The sequence below is a fragment of the Allobosea sp. TWI1241 genome (genome assembly GCF_039673065.1).
Classification (GTDB): Bacteria; Pseudomonadota; Alphaproteobacteria; order Rhizobiales; family Beijerinckiaceae; genus Allobosea.
The window spans coordinates 158155-172155 of record NZ_JBDJKW010000009.1 but is presented as its reverse complement, the minus strand read 5'-3'; the positions used below and the strand labels follow the sequence as shown (position 1 = coordinate 172155).

Below are 14001 nucleotides of genomic sequence, written 5' to 3'. Positions count from 1 at the left end.
GTCCGGTCATGCCGACGGAAGGCATCCGTCCGGGGCGCCTGCGGCAGGCCCGGACGGAGAATGGTGAGCCTGCGCGGCGTCGCGCCTCAGGCCCACCAGCGCTCGCGCACGGTGAAGCGGCCGGCGGCGTCCTCGATGGCATGGCCGAGCGAGAACAGCGTCTCCTCGTCGAAGGGGCGGCCGATCAGCTGCAGGCCGAGCGGCAGGCCCTGCGCGTCGAGGCCTGCCGGCACCGCGATGCCCGGCAGGCCGGCCATGTTCACGGTGACGGTGAAGACGTCGTTCAGATACATCTCGACCGGATCGGCCGAGCCCTTCTCGCCGATGCCGAAGGCCGAGGACGGGGTCGCCGGCGTCAGCACCGCGTCGATGCCCTGGGCGTAGACGCTCTCGAAATCGCGCTTGATCAGGGTGCGGACCTTCTGGGCGCGCAGGTAATAGGCGTCGTAATAGCCGGACGACAGCACATAGGTGCCGATCATGATGCGGCGCTTGACCTCGGCGCCGAAGCCCTCGGCGCGGGTCTTCTCATACATCTCGACGATGTCCTTGCCCGGCGCGCGCAGGCCGTAGCGGACGCCGTCATAGCGGGCGAGGTTGGAGGACGCCTCGGCCGGCGCGACGATGTAATACGCCGGCAGGGCGTATTTGGTGTGCGGCAGCGAGATCTCGACGATCTCGGCGCCGGCGGCGCGCAGCCAGTCGATGCCCTTCTGCCAGAGCGCGTCGATCTCGGCGTTGAGGCCCTCGATGCGATATTCCTTCGGAATGCCGATCTTCATGCCCTTGATCGAGCGCCCGATGGCGGCCTCGTAATCCGGCACGGCGCGGTCCACCGAAGTGGTGTCCTTGGGATCGTGGCCGGCCATGGAGCGCAGCATCGCGGCGCAGTCGCGCACCGTCTTGCCGATCGGGCCGGCCTGGTCGAGCGAGGAGGCGAAGGCGACCGTGCCCCAGCGCGAGCAGCGGCCATAGGTCGGCTTGATGCCGACCGTGCCGGTGAAGGCCGCGGGCTGGCGGATCGAGCCGCCGGTATCGGTCGCGGTGGCGGCGAGGCAGATATCGGCTGCGACCGCGGCGGCCGAGCCACCCGAGGAACCGCCCGGGACCAGCTTGGCGTCGGAGCCGTGGCGCCGCCAGGGATTGACCACCGCGCCGAAGGCCGAGGTCTCGTTGGACGAGCCCATGGCGAACTCGTCATTGTTGAGCTTGCCGAGCATCACGGCGCCGTCGCGCCAGAGCTGCGCCGTGACGGTCGACTCATAGGCCGGCACGAAATTGCCGAGAATCTTCGAGCAGGCGGTGGTGCGCACGCCCTCGGTGGCGAACAGGTCCTTGATGCCGAGCGGCAAGCCCTCGAGCGGACGGGCCTCGCCCTTGGCGAGCTTCTCGTCCGAGGCGGCCGCCTGCTTCAGCGCGTGCTCCGGCGTCTCGAGCACATAGGCGTTGAGCCCGCGCGCCGCCTCGACGGCCGCGATATAGGCCTTGGCCAGCTCGGTCGCGGTGAACTGCTTGGCCTTCAGGCCGTCGCGGGCTTCGGTCAGGGTCAGGCGGGTGAGATCGGTCACGGGCAATATCCGGAAACTGGGCAATCCGGCCCGGCGTGGCGACGGTCGCTGCCGGGCCCCTGGTGCCGCCCCGGCGCGGGACGGCTCGGAAATCGAATCAGGAGATCACTCGATCACCTTGGGAACCATGAAGTAATTGTCTTCCGTGGCCGGCGCGTTGGCCACGATGGTCGCGGCGATGCCGCCATCGGTGACCTCGTCCTGGCGCTTCTTCATCGCCATCGGCGTGACCGAGGTCATCGGCTCGACGCCGTTGACGTCGACCTCGTTGAGCATGTCGACGAAGCCGAGGATGGCGTTGAGCTCGCCCTGAAGCTTCGGCACGTCCGCGTCATCGACGGCGATGCGCGAAAGGTGCGCGACGCGTTTGACGGTGGCGGCATCGACCGACATGGCGGGCTCCTGTTGGAAAAGGCCGAACGGGCCTGGAACGGTTCGCCAGCGCTATAGCGCGCCGGCGGCCGGAAAGTAAGTAAGCGCTGATTGATCGGCGATGCGCGCTCGCGGGAGAAGTGCCGCGCGGCCGGGATCAGACCGTGACGGCCTTGCCCTTCTCCGGCACCAGCGCCTCGACGCCGCTGCCTTGCAACGCCGCGACAAAGGCAGCCGCATCGGCGGCGATGATCGGGAAGGAGGCGTAGTGGCAGGGAATGGCGAGCTTCGGCTTAACGAAGCGCGTCATCGCCAGCGCCGCGGTCCTGGCACCCATGGTGAAGCGGTCGCCGATCGGGCAGATGCAGAGATCGACGCCGTGCAGCTCGGCGATCAGCGCCATGTCGGAGAAGATGTCGGTGTCGCCCATGTGCCAGAGCGTCTTTTCGCCCGGCGCCTTGAGGATCGCGCCGTTGGGGCTGCCGACCGGCACGGTGACGCCGGCCTCGGCCATGCCGGCCGAATGGTCGGCGCGGGTCAGCGTCACGGTGAACGGGCCGAGATCGACGGTACCGCCGGTGTTCATCGGCTCGAAGCGCTTCAGCCCCTTCGAGGCGAGATGCATGCAGAGGTCGTAATTGGTCACCACGACGGCGTCGTTCGCCTCGGCGATCGCCAGCGCGTCGCCGACATGGTCGCCATGGCCATGGGTGATGACGATATGGCTGACGCCGGCACCGGCCGCCGCGGCATCGCCCTCGAAGGCGGGATTGCCGGTAAAGAACGGGTCGATCAGGACCGACGCGCGGGGCAGGTCGAGGCGAAAGGCCGAATGGCCGAACCAGGTGAGCTGCATGCGGGGTGCCTCCATGACGGGTTGTGCCCGCGGATATAGCGAGGCATCCCGGCGCAAGCGAGATGGGCGGGTCGAGAAAGCATGCTCCGGCCGTAATTCGTCATCCGGCCCGGCGCTGTGCCATTCTTCCGACGCGCAGGCATGGTCCTCGACGGACCCGCCTCCCGGCGTCAGCGACGAAAGGCCCCGACATGACCGACGCAGCCACCCTCGCCCGCCGCATCGCCCAGGGCCGCGGCGACGAGCCGGCCGAGCTGGTGATCCGCGGCGCGCGCCTGCTCGATCTCGTCGGCGGAGGCCTCATCGAGACCGACATCGCGCTGTGCGGCGACACCATCGTCGCCACGCACGGCCGCTTCGAGGGCCGGACGACCGTCGACGCAGATGGGCTGATCGCGGTGCCGGGCTTCATCGACACGCATTGCCATGTCGAATCCTCACTGGTGACACCGTTCGAGTTCGAGCGCTGCGTGCTGCCCCACGGCGTGACCACGGCGATCTGCGATCCGCATGAGATCGCCAATGTGCTCGGCGCCGAGGGCATCCGCTACTTCCTGGCCTGCGCCGAGGCGATGCGGATGGATCTGCGCGTGCAACTGTCAAGCTGCGTGCCGGCGACGCATCTCGAGACGGCGGGCGCGGCGCTGGAGGCCGGCGACCTCACGCCGTTCATGGACCATCCCAAGGTCATCGGGCTGGCCGAATTCATGAACTTCCCCGGCGTGCTCAACCGCGATCCGGGCTGCCTCGCCAAGCTGGAGGCATTCTCGCACCGCCATATCGACGGCCACGCGCCGCTGGTGCGCGGGCGCGATCTCGACGGCTATCTCGCAGCGGGCATCCGCACCGACCACGAGACCACCACCGCCGACGAAGCGCGCGAAAAGCTCGCCAAGGGCATGGCGATCCTGATCCGCGAAGGCTCGGTCTCGAAGGATCTGCACGCGCTGATCCCGCTGATCACCCGCGACGCCTCGCCCTTCCTCGCCTTCTGCACCGACGACCGCAACCCGCTCGACATCGCCGAGGAAGGCCATCTCGACTTCATGATCCGCACCGCCATCGCCAATGGCGCCGATATCCTCGCGACCTACCGCACGGCCAGCCTCTCGGCGGCGCGCCATTTCGGGGTGAGCGATCGCGGCTTCATCGGGCCGGGCAAGCGCGCCGACATCGTGCTGGTCAAGGATCTCGCACGCTGCGACGTGCAGGCAGTGTTCGCCGGCGGCAGGCGCGTCGAGGAGGCGCTGTTCGCCGACCGCAAGACGGTCGCGCCCGTCGGCCTCGGTTCGGTGAAGAGCCGCCGGCTCGCCCCGGAGGATTTCGCGGTGCCGGAGCGCGACGGCGAGACGCCGGTGATCGGCGTGGTGCCGGGGCGGATTATCACCGAACGTCTGGCGATGCGTCTGCCGCGCGCGGCAGGGCAGACGCGCATCGATCTCGACCAGGACGCGATCAAGGTCAGCGTGATCGAGCGGCATGGCCGCAATGGCGGCATCGCCACCGGCTTCGTCCACGGTTTCGGCATGCGCCGCGGCGCGATCGCCTCCTCGGTGGGCCATGACAGCCATAATCTCTGCGTGGTCGGTGTCGACGAGGCTTCGATGGCAGCCGCGGCCAACCGCCTGATCGAGACCGGCGGCGGCTTCGCCGTCGCCGATGGCGGGCGGGTCACCGCCGAACTCGCGCTGCCGGTCGCCGGGCTGATGAGCGAGCTGTCGTTCGAGGCGGTGCGCGGCGAGCTGGAAACGCTGCGCGCGGCGGCGAAGGCGCTCGGCGTCGTGCTGGCCGAGCCCTTTCTGCAGGTGGCGTTCCTGACCCTGCCGGTGATCCCGCATCTCAAGATCACCGACCGGGGCCTGGTCGACGTCGACCGCTTCGACTTCGTCTGAGCCCGAGCGGCTCAGTCGCGGGCGAAGAGCTCGGCGCAGCGCGAGAACGACAGGCCCATACCGTCCGAGTCGCGGCTGATGCGGATCGATTCGATCACGCCCTGCGGATCGGCGGCGATCTGCGCCTCGCAGACATAGTTGAACTGCCGCGGCGGCTGGTAGGTCGTGGTGGTGGTCATGGTGCGGCGGCCGTCCAGCGTCTGCGTCGGCACGCTGCGGGTCTGGAAGCTGGCCGGGCGCACCGAGGTCGCCTCGCCGCCACGCCAGGTGTAGAGCGCGCCGCCATTGTCGCGCGGGAAGGCGGTGACCGGCGGGCCGTTCGCCACGAAGAAGGAATCGGCGCTCTGGCCGATCCACTCGCTCCGCAGGGTCTCCGCGGCCTTCTGAGTGGTCTGGCAGCCGGCCATCGCCAGGGCGATCGTCGCAACAAGCAAGGAGGTCTTCATGTCGTCCCCGAGAACTGTAGCGCCCGGCCCCCATCTCCGCCGGCGCGCAGACATCTCTAGCGCAGACCCGTTCAAGCTTGACGACGGCATTCGCTAAAATCGCTCGCAGGCGATTAACCGGCCTCGCCTCAGAGCGCGACCGCGATCCCGTCGCGCTCCGCCGCCGCGCGCAGGCCGTAGCGGCGCATGCCCGGCAGGCGGGTGCCCTCTTGCCCTTCGATGGCCCCAACGAGGTCATGCATGCGGGCGGCGAACCAGGCGCCGCCCATCGCCGCCGGGTCAATGGCGAGGATGAGCTGGCCGGTTTCCGGCGGGCCGCCCTCGCCGTCGAGGAAGGACGAGGCCTCGAAGGCGAAATGCGCGCCGACCAGCCCGGCCGCCAGGATCTCGACCATCATGGCGAGCGTCGCGCCCTTGGCTTCGCCCAGCGGCACCATGGTGCCCGCGATCGCCGCCGCCGGGTCGGTGGTCGGGCGGCCGGCGGCATCGAGCGCCCAGCCCTCGGGAATGGGTTCGCCCTTCTGCCTTGCGGCGACGATCGGCCCGCGCGCCACCTTGGACAGGGCCATGTCGATCACCAGCGGATCGCGCCCCTCGAGCGGGGCGGCAAAGGCGATCGGATTGGTGCCGAAGACCGGCTTGGAGCCGCCCCAGGGCGCCATGGCGCCGGGCGTGTTGGCGAAGAGCAGCGCGACCAGCCCCTGCCGCGCCAGCCGCTCGACATGATAGCCGGCCGAGCCGCAGTGATTGGACCGGCGGATCGCCGCGGCCACGATGCCCTGCGCGCGCGCCAGCGACGGCAGCTCGGCAATGGCGAGGTCGATCGCCGGATAGGCGAAGCCGTTGGCGGCGTCGACGGCGAGCACGCCCGGACGCGGCCGGCTGGCGACCGGGGCGGCCTTGCCGTCGATCTTGCCGGATTTCAGCATGGCGAGATAGGTCGGCACCCGCGAGAGGCCGTGGCCCTTCAGCCCGTCAGCCTCGGCAGTGACGAGCGCGGCGGCGACCGAAGCTGCGTTGGCATCCGACGCGCCGGCCGCGACGAAGACCGCGGCGACGCGCTCCTTGGCCGCGGCGAGCGAGAGCATCGTCATGCGCGGCCCTCCAGCGCCGCCATGACGCGCTCGGCGACGAGGCCGGAGACCCGGACGTTGGATTCCACCGTGTTGCCGGCGATGTGCGGCGTCAGGATCAGGTTCGGCGTGCCGGCGAAGACCTTGGCGCCATCGGCCTTGAGCGGCTCCTGTTCGAAGACGTCGATCGCCGCCCCCGCCAGCCGGCCGGCCTTGAGGGCGGCGACCAGCGCCGTCTCGTCCATGATGCCGCCGCGGGCGGCGTTGACCAGCACCGCGTCCGGCTTCATCGCGGCGAAGGCCGCCTCCCCGATCAGCCCGCGCGTCTCGGGCGTCAGCGGCAGGTGGATCGAGATGACGTCCGAGGTTGCCAGCAGCGCGTCGAGGTCCAGCCGCTCGACACCGGCCCACACCGGCGAGTCGGCCGGGACGTAGGGATCATAGGCGGCGACGCTCATGCCCAGTGCCGCGCCGTGGCGGGCGGTGTCGCGGGCAATGGCACCGAAGCCGACGAGGCCGAGGCGCTTGCCGGCGATCTCTCTACCGATCAGCTTCGTCTTGGGGAATTCCCCCGCCAGCATGGCGGTATTGGCGAAATAGGCGCCGCGCAGGAGCGTCATCGCGGTGCCGATGACGTATTCGACCACCGAGAGGCTGTTGGCGCCGGTCGCCGGGAAGACCTTGATGCCGCGCGCGGCGCAGGCGTCCATGTCGATATTGTCGAGGCCGACGCCGAGGCGCCCGACCACTTTCAGCGCCTTGGCGGCGGCGAGCACCTCGCCGCGAACCTGGGTCTGGTTGCGGACGATTAGCGCGGGCACGGCCGCGACCAGGCGCGTCAGTTCCTCGGGCTTGGCGAAGAGCTCGGGATCGTGGTGGACGACATAGCGCGCGCGCAGGGCGGCGACCGCCGCCTCGTCCATGAATTCGGTGATGACGATGTCGGTCATGCTGGCCCCATTGGTCAGGATTGCGTCAGCCGGCGAGCAGCACCCCGCCGGTGCCGACCAGAAGGATCACGAGGCTCGTGCCGAGCACCAGCACGATATGGCGCCAGCCGAGGCGGGCCATCGCGCCGAGCGAGGTGCCAAGCCCCAGCGCCGCGATGGCGATCAGCAGGCCCCAGCGCGAGGCCTCGAGCAACAGATCGCGCAGCGGCGCATAGACTCCGGCGATGGCCGGCATGCCCGCGAGCACGCTGTTGATCAGGCACAGCACCAGGAAGACGATGGCGAAGACCGGCACCGGCACGCGGGCATGGCCGTGCTCGCCGCCATGGCGCGTCAGCCACCAGCCCACCACCAGTACGGCCGGCAGCAGCAGGAAGACGCGGAAGAGCTTGACGATGATCGCGGCGTTGGCCGCCTCGTCGGAGACGGCCTGGCCGGCGCCGACGACCTGCGCGACATCGTGGATGGTCGCGCCCAGCATCACGCCGGTCTGCTGCTCGGAGAGGCCGAGCCACAGGCAGATCAGCGGATAGACCAGCATCGCCACCGTCGAGAGCGCGTTCATGGCGATGACGGTGAAGGCGACGTCGGCGGCCTTGTTGCGGTAGTCCTTCACCACGGTCGCGGTCGCGAGCGCGGCGGAGGCGCCGCAGACCGCCGTCGCGACGCCGCCGAGCGCGCCCATACCGGCCTCGCGCCCGAGCAGGCGCGCCAGCACGAAGCCCGAGGCGATCGTCGCGGCCATGGCGACGATCACCAACACGGCCGTGCCGAGCCCGAGCGCGATAATGTCGCCCAGCGCGATGCGCAGGCCGAGCAGCGCGATCGCCCAGCGCAACATCTTCTTGACGCAGAAGGTCATGCCCGGCTCGAAGCGCGGCACGTTCGCCAGGGGGTGCAGCGCCATGCCGATCAGCAGGGCGATCACCACCGCCGGGATGCCGACCTTGCCGCCCGCCAGCGCCTTCAGCGCCGGCTCGGCCAGCACGGCCGCGATCGCGACCACGGTGGAGAGCGCGATGCCGGGCAGCAGCCGCCCGATGATCCCGCCGCGCAGATCGCCAGCCAAGGTCGCCATGTCGCCAAGTCCCGTCCAGGAAACAGGCCGTGGCGGCATCCCGCCACGGATCGTCGTCGAGTCGCCCTCCGCGGGGCGCGCCGCTGGCTTACGCGCTGCGGTAGAGCTTCGTCATCGAGAATTCGCGATGGCCGAGCGCTTCGGACGCCGTCAGCCGCCCATTGGCGGTGCGCACGATCGACTCGATCAGCGCGTCGCCGGCCTGCGGGATCGTGAGGTCGCGGCGCAGGATGCCCGACACATCGACGTCGATATGCTCCGGCATGGTGCGGATCGTCTTGGGATTGCCGCTGATCTTGATCACCGGGACGATCGGATTGCCGATGACGTTGCCCTGCCCGGTCGGGAAGGTGTGAATGACGTAGCCGCCGGCGGCCATCAGCGTGACGCACTCGGCCGCGGCCGAGGAGGTGTCCATATAGTAGAGCCCCGGCCCGCTCTTGGGCGTCTCGGCCGGCTCGAGAATGTCGATGAAGCGGCATTCGCGGCCGATCTTCTCGAGATTGCCGAGCGCCTTCTCCTCGATCGTGGTCAGGCCGCCGGCGATGTTGCCCTTGGTCGGCTGCGAGTCGGAGAGATCGTCGGTCTTGTGGGCCTCGATCACGTCGTCCTGATAGGCCTTCCACATCTTGTACCAGCGCTCGCCGACCTCGGGCGTGGCGGCGCGGGCCTTGCAGAGATGCTCGGCACCGGTGATCTCGGAGGTCTCACCGAAGACGCCGTAGACGCCGCGCGGGATCCACTTGTCGTACATGTTGCCGACCGTCGGGCAGGAGGACAGGCCGGTCGTGGTGTCGGACTCGCCGCATTTGGTCGAGATCCACAGCTCCTCGATCCCGCATTTCACCCGCGGCAGCTCGGTCGCCCACTGCACGAATTCCTTGGCGACATAGGAGGCCTTGGCGATGGTGGCGATGTCGCCATGGCCCTCGATACCGAAGCCGACCACCGGCTTGCCGGTCGCGGCGATGCCGTCGACCACGCGCTTGGTCCAGCCGTCCTCGATGCCGATGACGATCACCGCCGCGACGTTGGGGTTGGAGCCGGTGCCGATCAGCGTGCGGAAATGCAGGTCGAGATCCTCGCCGAACTGCAGGCGGCCATAGGCGTGCGGGATCGCCAGCGTGCCCTTGATGTTGTTCGCGACGGCCTCGCAGGCGGCGTTGGAGAGATCGTCGAGCGGCAGGAGCAGCACATGGTTGCGCACGCCGACACGGCCGTTCTCGCGGCGCCAGCCGGTGAAAGAATCGAGCGAGCGGCCGGTCGGGCGCTTCAGCATCGGCGTCTTGAACTCGGGCGCCTCGATCTTGCGGCCTTTGATGCGGCCGAGCTTGCCCTTCACGAGATCGAAATTGGCGACGATGGACGACATGGACGTTTCCTCAAGATCTGGCCGGCTCGACCCTTCAGGGGAACCCGACTCGTTGAATTGTTCCAGCGTGTTGCGGCGTCTGGCTGAGACGCCGAATCACCAGCGCTTCGTCTTGACGTTGTGGACGTGGAGATGCTCGCCCTTGCCGATGTCGGCGATCGCCTTGCCGATGTCCTGGCCGTATTTCCAGATCGTGTCGCCCTTGCGGATGTCGTTCAGAGCGACCTTGTGGCCGATCGGGATGTCCATTTTCGCGGTCAGGCGGAAGTCGGAATTGTCGTGGGTGACGACGCAGAGCATCTCGGTGCCCGCCTTCAGCCCCTCCACCACGACGACGCCGACCGTGTCCTTCTTCTCGTGCACCAGCAGCTGCGGCTTGCTCATTGCGTCCTCCATAAACGGCTGGCCGGACCGGGAAAAATTCGGCTCGACCTCCCCCTCGCCAAGTCTTATATAAGACACATGACTTCGCACAAGCCCGAAATCGCCGCGAGCGCGGCACCGGCCGGGACGGACGAGATGCTGGGCTTCCGGCCGCTCTACCGGCAGGTGAAGGGCGTGCTGGTGCGCCGGCTGGTCGAGGGCGTCTGGTCGCCCGGAGAGGCCCTGCCGAGCGAGGGCCAACTCGCCGCCGAAATCGGCGTCAGCCAGGGCACGGTCCGCAAGGCGCTCGACGAGATGGCGGCCGAGCACCTCGTGGTGCGCCGGCAGGGCCGCGGCACCTTCGTGGCCGAGCATGACGAGCCGCGCATCCTGTTCCAGTTCTTCAAGCTGGTGCCCGATGCCGGCGAGCGGCGCTTTCCCGACTCGCGCGTGCTCGACATCACCGAGACGGCAGCTGATGCCGACGAGCAAGCGGCGCTCGGCCTCTCGCCCGGCGATACCGTGCTGCGCATCCGCCGCATCCGCGCGCTCGGGCCCGCCCCGGTGATCCTGGAGACGCTGAGCGTCCCGGCCGCGCTCTTCCCCGGGCTGTCCGACGGGCCGGTGCCGAACAATCTCTACGCGCTCTATGCCGGCCGCTACGGCATTACCGTGGCCAATGCCCGCGAGCGCCTCAAGGCCGTCGCCCTCGCCGCCGCCGAGGCGCGGCTGCTCGGCGTCGCACCGGGAACCCCGGCCCTGCGCATCGACAGGACCGCGACCTCTCTCGACGGCACAGCGGTGGAACGCCGCCTGAGCCTCTGTCTGACGGAGGAGGCTCACTACCTTTCCGACCTGCGCTGAGGGGCGCCGGCGGCACGAGTGTCACCCAAAACCGCCGCAGAGCGGTTCGACGCAACCGGAGGAGACGCATGACGCCTGGATTCAAGACCCTGACGTCCACGAGACGCGCGGCCATCGCCGCCCTGCTCGCATTCGGACTGTCCGCCCCCGCCGCCGCACAGACATTCCCCAACCGGCCGATCACCATGATCGTGCCCTTCGCGGCCGGCGGGCCGAGCGACGTGATCGCCCGGCTGCTCGGCGAGCATATGAGCCGCAGCCTCGGCCAGCAGGTTGTGGTGGAGAACGTCGCCGGCGCAGGCGGCACCGCCGGGGCCAAGCGCCTCGTCGCCTCCGACGCGGACGGACACACGCTGCTCATCCACCATCTGGCGCTGGCGGCAGCGCCCGCGCTCTACAACAATCTCGGCTACGAGACGAAGAAGGCGTTCGCGCCGATCGGCCTGGTCAACACCGGGCCGATGGTCATCGCCGGCAAGATGACGCTCGGCCCGGCGGACGCCAAGGCGTTCTTCGACCATGCGCGCAAGCAGGCCGACAAGCTGACGATCGCCCATGCCGGCGTCGGCTCGAACTCGCATCTGTGCGCCACGCTGATGTCGCAGGCGCTCGGGGTGAAGTTCGCCCAGGTCGCCTATCGCGGCACCGGCCCGGCGATGAACGACCTCGTCGCCGGTCAGGTCGACGTGCTCTGCGACCAGTCGACCACGGCGGTCCCGCAGATCCAGGGCGGCAAGATCCGGCCCTATGCGGTCACCTCGGCGGAGCGGCTCGACGTGCTGCCCGATACGCCGACCTCGCGTGAGGCCGGAATCGCGATCGACATGACGATCTGGCACGGGATCTACGCGCCGGCCGGCACGCCGGACGCCACGCTCGACAAGCTCAACAAGGCGCTCTCCGCGGCGCTGAAGGAGCCCAGCGTGCTCGATCGCTTCAAGGCGGTCGGCACCTCGGCCTTCCCGCAGGGCGACTGGACGCGCGCCGCCCATGCCAAGCGCTTCGCAGACGAGGTCGACAAATGGGCGAAGACGCTGGCCGCTGCCGGCGTGAAGCCCCAGGGCCTCAACTAGCCGACGACGTACGGGCCGCTCGCCAGCGCGGGCGGCCCGTGCTACCGGCTGGCCATGTCAGACAATCTGGTTCCGCTGGAAGATTTCCTGTCCCTGCCGCCGCAGGCACGCCTGCTCGGGATCGATCTCGGCACCAAGACGATCGGGCTGGCGCTGTCGGACGTGCAGCGGCGCATCGCCACGCCGCTCGAGACGATCCGGCGGGTGAAGTTCGGCATTGACGTCAAGGCGCTGCTCGCCATCGCCCAGACGCACGCGATCGCCGGCTTCGTGGTCGGCATGCCGTTCAACATGGATGGAACCGAAGGCCCGCGGGCCCAGTCGACCCGCGCCTTCGTGCGCAATCTCGCGGCGCTGACGCCGCTGCCGGTCGTGTTCTGGGACGAGCGGATGTCGACGCTGGCTGTGACACGCACCCTGCTCGCCGCCGACGCCTCGCGGGCGCGCCGCGCCGAGGTGGTCGACAAGATGGCGGCGTCCTACATCCTGCAGGGCGCTCTCGACCGACTCGACCGCCTCGCCCCGCCGGATGACGGGAACGAGGCGTTCTGAGCCGGGCGTGGGCTTCAGTCGATGACGTAGCCGCGCTTCAGCGCCTTCTTCTGCGCGTCGCGATGGTTCTTGAGCGCGCGCTTCTGGTCCTCGACGCTCATGCGGTTGACCGGATTGCCGTAATAGCGCTCGGCCGGGCTCTGGCGGTAGCCGCCATAACCGTAGCCGTCCGAGCGACCGCGACCCCGATCATAGCCCTCGTCGCGGCGGCCGCGCTCGTAGCCGCGATCATAGCTGCGCTCGACCTCGCGGCGCTCATAGCTGCGGCGGTCGTTCTCGTAGCGATGGTCGTAGCGGCGGTCATAGTCGTCGCGGCTGTAATACTGGGCCGAGGCGCCTGCGCTCCACATCGCGGCCAGCACGAGGGCGCCGCAGCCGGTAGCCAGCATCTTGAGGGAAGGCTTCATCTCGATCTCCGGTGAACGGTGCGTCTCGCCATCGTCGCAAGGCGCTGCCGGCGTCCTGGCGGGCGCCGGCAGACGATCTAGCCGCAAAGGGCTTCAGGATTGCTTAAGCCGGGCCGGTTCAGCGGTTGCTGCCGCCGGCCGGATCGCGGGCATTGTTGGGATAGTACTGGTAGCGCGGGCCGTAATAGCGGCGCGGCGCGACATAGACCGGCTCTTCCTCGACATAGTAGCCGGGCTCGTAGCCGTAGCCATAGGCCGGCTCGGCATAGCCGCCGCGGCTGGCGGCGATGGCAGCGGCGCCGAGAACGCCGAGGCCGACACCGGCGGCGATCGCAGCGTTGCGGTTGCCGCCGCGCCAGCGGCGATACTGGCTGTATTCCGCCGGGGCGGTGTCGAGACGCGCGGAATCGAGCGCGACCGGCCGGGCGGGGTCGCGGGCCATCGCCGGGGCGGCCGGCAGCACGAACAGGCTGCCCGCCATGGCGGCGGCGAGCGCGATACGGACCGTGGCAGTCCGGGCATTACGGGTGGCGAGCATGGCTCTACTCCTGTCGGCGGTTCGGCCGCCTCACGTCAGGAAGACTGGTCCGGGGGCCTTGAACGGCGGCTGAACCAAAAACGGCGGAACCTGGGCTGGCGATACAACCCGCGACGCACCGCCGGGTTCCGGACAGGGCCTGGCACCGCCCAAGGAATAATACACGCGCAGATTGCAATTCCGTTGCGGCATCTGCGATAGTTCCAGTGTCCGCGTCAGGCGGCGGTGGAATCGCGGCGCCGAAGACCGGCGCAAAACGCCCTCCTCCGGCGGCACCCGAAGCCTGATGCCAAGCGGCGGTAACCGAGCGAGATCAGAGGGATAATGAGCAGTTCCGACAGAACGATTCATCCCGCGCCGATCGCCCGGCCGATGTCGGCGCCCTCCGGGCCGGGCATGCAACGCGAGGTTGCGTCCTATATCGCGGAGATCAGCCTCGAACTCAGCGCGCTGGCCCGCGGCGTGCGCCTCGATACGCTGGCCTACTTCATCGACATGGCCCGGATCGAGGCCGGCATCACTTGCCGGCGGCTCGACGGCGCGGCCGGGCAGGACGGCACGCCGTCTCCAAAACCCCGCGGCTGAGCTTCGCCTTGC

16 protein-coding genes are annotated in these 14001 nt (G+C 69.2%); 5 read left to right on the top strand and 11 right to left on the bottom strand.

The window, feature by feature from the left end; all coding sequences use genetic code 11:
- Window positions 1-86: 86 nt before the first annotated feature.
- The 3 genes from gatA to ABE438_RS13590 form a co-directional block, all read right to left on the bottom strand.
- Window positions 87-1568: an Asp-tRNA(Asn)/Glu-tRNA(Gln) amidotransferase subunit GatA gene (gene gatA, locus ABE438_RS13600; protein ID WP_346503165.1), complete on the bottom strand. Its 1482-nt coding sequence runs from the start codon at window positions 1566-1568 to the stop codon at window positions 87-89.
- Window positions 1569-1673: 105 nt separating this feature from the next.
- Window positions 1674-1961 carry an Asp-tRNA(Asn)/Glu-tRNA(Gln) amidotransferase subunit GatC gene (gene gatC, locus ABE438_RS13595; RefSeq protein ID WP_346503164.1) on the bottom strand — a complete coding sequence of 96 codons (288 nt, stop codon included), beginning with the start codon at window positions 1959-1961 and terminating at the stop codon, window positions 1674-1676.
- Window positions 1962-2097: 136 nt separating this feature from the next.
- A complete protein-coding gene (locus ABE438_RS13590) occupies window positions 2098-2796 on the bottom strand; it encodes a metal-dependent hydrolase (RefSeq protein ID WP_346503163.1) in 699 nt (232 codons plus the stop codon).
- A gap of 191 nt (window positions 2797-2987) precedes the next feature.
- Between ABE438_RS13590 and ade the strand changes: the two genes are divergently transcribed.
- Window positions 2988-4688, top strand: coding sequence for an adenine deaminase (gene ade / locus ABE438_RS13585; RefSeq protein ID WP_346503162.1), 1701 nt, complete (start codon window positions 2988-2990; stop codon window positions 4686-4688).
- Window positions 4689-4699: 11 nt separating this feature from the next.
- On the opposite strand, the gene ABE438_RS13580 is transcribed toward ade, so the two are convergent.
- From ABE438_RS13580 to ABE438_RS13555, 6 genes are all read right to left on the bottom strand, one after another.
- Window positions 4700-5134: a hypothetical protein gene (locus tag ABE438_RS13580; RefSeq protein WP_346503161.1), complete on the bottom strand. Its 435-nt coding sequence runs from the start codon at window positions 5132-5134 to the stop codon at window positions 4700-4702.
- 128 nt (window positions 5135-5262) lie between these two features.
- On the bottom strand, window positions 5263-6228 hold the full coding sequence (locus ABE438_RS13575) for an Ldh family oxidoreductase (protein WP_346503160.1): 966 nt from the start codon (window positions 6226-6228) through the stop codon (window positions 5263-5265).
- Window positions 6225-7157, bottom strand: a complete 933-nt coding sequence (locus tag ABE438_RS13570) for a hydroxyacid dehydrogenase (protein ID WP_346503159.1) — start codon at window positions 7155-7157, stop codon at window positions 6225-6227. The genes ABE438_RS13575 and ABE438_RS13570 overlap by 4 nt, the downstream gene beginning before the upstream one ends.
- A gap of 25 nt (window positions 7158-7182) precedes the next feature.
- Window positions 7183-8235 carry a YeiH family protein gene (locus ABE438_RS13565; protein ID WP_346503158.1) on the bottom strand — a complete coding sequence of 351 codons (1053 nt, stop codon included), beginning with the start codon at window positions 8233-8235 and terminating at the stop codon, window positions 7183-7185.
- A gap of 88 nt (window positions 8236-8323) precedes the next feature.
- Entirely contained in the window at window positions 8324-9514 is a 1191-nt protein-coding gene (locus tag ABE438_RS13560) for a UxaA family hydrolase (RefSeq protein WP_346503198.1), read from the bottom strand.
- 189 nt (window positions 9515-9703) lie between these two features.
- Window positions 9704-9991: a UxaA family hydrolase gene (locus ABE438_RS13555; RefSeq protein WP_346503157.1), complete on the bottom strand. Its 288-nt coding sequence runs from the start codon at window positions 9989-9991 to the stop codon at window positions 9704-9706.
- Window positions 9992-10069: 78 nt separating this feature from the next.
- On the opposite strand from ABE438_RS13555, the gene ABE438_RS13550 reads away from it, so the two are divergent.
- The 3 genes from ABE438_RS13550 (at window position 10070) to ruvX (ending at window position 12459) form a co-directional block, all read left to right on the top strand.
- Window positions 10070-10834, top strand: coding sequence for a GntR family transcriptional regulator (locus ABE438_RS13550; RefSeq protein ID WP_346503156.1), 765 nt, complete (start codon window positions 10070-10072; stop codon window positions 10832-10834).
- Between the two features lie 68 nt (window positions 10835-10902).
- On the top strand, window positions 10903-11907 hold the full coding sequence (locus tag ABE438_RS13545; protein ID WP_346503155.1) for a tripartite tricarboxylate transporter substrate-binding protein: 1005 nt from the start codon (window positions 10903-10905) through the stop codon (window positions 11905-11907).
- A 54-nt stretch (window positions 11908-11961) separates the two neighbouring features.
- Window positions 11962-12459, top strand: coding sequence for a Holliday junction resolvase RuvX (gene ruvX, locus ABE438_RS13540; protein ID WP_346503154.1), 498 nt, complete (start codon window positions 11962-11964; stop codon window positions 12457-12459).
- A gap of 14 nt (window positions 12460-12473) precedes the next feature.
- Here ruvX and ABE438_RS13535 read toward each other — a convergent pair whose 3' ends face one another.
- Together ABE438_RS13535 and ABE438_RS13530 are read right to left on the bottom strand one after the other, a co-directional pair.
- Complete coding sequence (locus ABE438_RS13535) at window positions 12474-12866, bottom strand: hypothetical protein (RefSeq protein ID WP_346503153.1); 393 nt, start codon at window positions 12864-12866, stop codon at window positions 12474-12476.
- Between the two features lie 118 nt (window positions 12867-12984).
- Window positions 12985-13404 carry a hypothetical protein gene (locus tag ABE438_RS13530; RefSeq protein WP_346503152.1) on the bottom strand — a complete coding sequence of 140 codons (420 nt, stop codon included), beginning with the start codon at window positions 13402-13404 and terminating at the stop codon, window positions 12985-12987.
- Between the two features lie 396 nt (window positions 13405-13800).
- Between ABE438_RS13530 and ABE438_RS13525 the strand changes: the two genes are divergently transcribed.
- Window positions 13801-13989 carry a hypothetical protein gene (locus ABE438_RS13525; protein ID WP_346503151.1) on the top strand — a complete coding sequence of 63 codons (189 nt, stop codon included), beginning with the start codon at window positions 13801-13803 and terminating at the stop codon, window positions 13987-13989.
- Window positions 13990-14001 lie beyond the last annotated feature (12 nt).